The organism is Campylobacter sp. CNRCH_2013_0671h (assembly GCF_025773055.1).
GTDB classification, from domain to species: Bacteria; Campylobacterota; Campylobacteria; order Campylobacterales; family Campylobacteraceae; genus Campylobacter_D; species Campylobacter_D lari_D.
Map to the genome: position 1 here is coordinate 1 of NZ_JAKMTG010000027.1, position 988 is coordinate 988.

1 protein-coding gene is annotated in these 988 nt (G+C 34.2%); it reads left to right on the forward strand.

All coding sequences use genetic code 11. From position 1 onward, the window contains the following. Nucleotides 1-116: 116 nt before the first annotated feature. The coding region (locus L8X97_RS08265; protein WP_318529836.1) for a flagellin hook IN motif-containing protein at nt 117-988 on the forward strand (872 nt) is incomplete at its 3' end.

A 988-nucleotide genomic window follows, 5' to 3' on the forward strand; every position in this document is an offset into this window, starting at 1 on the left:
CTCTTAAAAAACACTCTTAAAAAACACTCTTAAAAAACACTCTTAAAAAACACTCTTAAAAATTTGGAACATTTATTGCTTTAAAAGTTCTAAGCAATATTTTGAAAGGATTTAAAATGGGTTTTAGAATAAATACCAACATAGGTGCAATGAATGCACATGCAAATTCAACTATCACAGCAAGAGAGCTTGATAAGTCTTTATCAAGACTTAGCTCAGGTCTTAGAATCAACTCTGCAGCAGATGATGCTTCAGGTATGGCTATAGCAGATAGCTTAAGATCACAAGCTGCAACTTTAGGCCAAGCTATAAATAATGGTAATGATGCTATAGGTATTTTACAAACAGCTGATAAGGCTATGGATGAGCAGCTTAAAATCTTAGATACTATCAAAGTAAAAGCTACTCAAGCAGCACAAGATGGACAAAGCACTAAAACAAGAAATATGCTTCAAGCTGATATTAATCGTTTGATGGAAGAACTTGATAATATAGCAAATACTACAGCATTCAATGGTAAACAACTTTTAAGCGGAAACTTTATAAATCAAGAATTCCAACTCGGTGCACAGTCAAATCAAACCGTAAAAGCTAGTATAGGCCCAACTCAAAGCTCTAAAATAGGTGTAACTAGATTTGAAACAGGCTCACAAGCTAAAGATAGTGGTATAGCTCAACTTACTATCAAAAATTATAATGGGGTAGATGATTTTAAATTCCAACCCGTAGTGATTTCTACTTCAGTAGGAACAGGACTTGGTGCTTTAGCTGAAGAGATTAATAGAGTAGCTGATATCACAGGTGTTAGAGCAAATTTCTTAGTTGAAACTACAGGTGTTGGCCCTATAAAAGCTGGTGCTACAAGTGATGATTTTAAGATTAATGGTGTAACTATAGGTAAGATAGAATATCAAGATAGTGATCAAAATGGCTCTTTAGTAGCTGCTATAAATTCAGTTAAAGATAGCACAGGAGTAGAAGCCTCAAG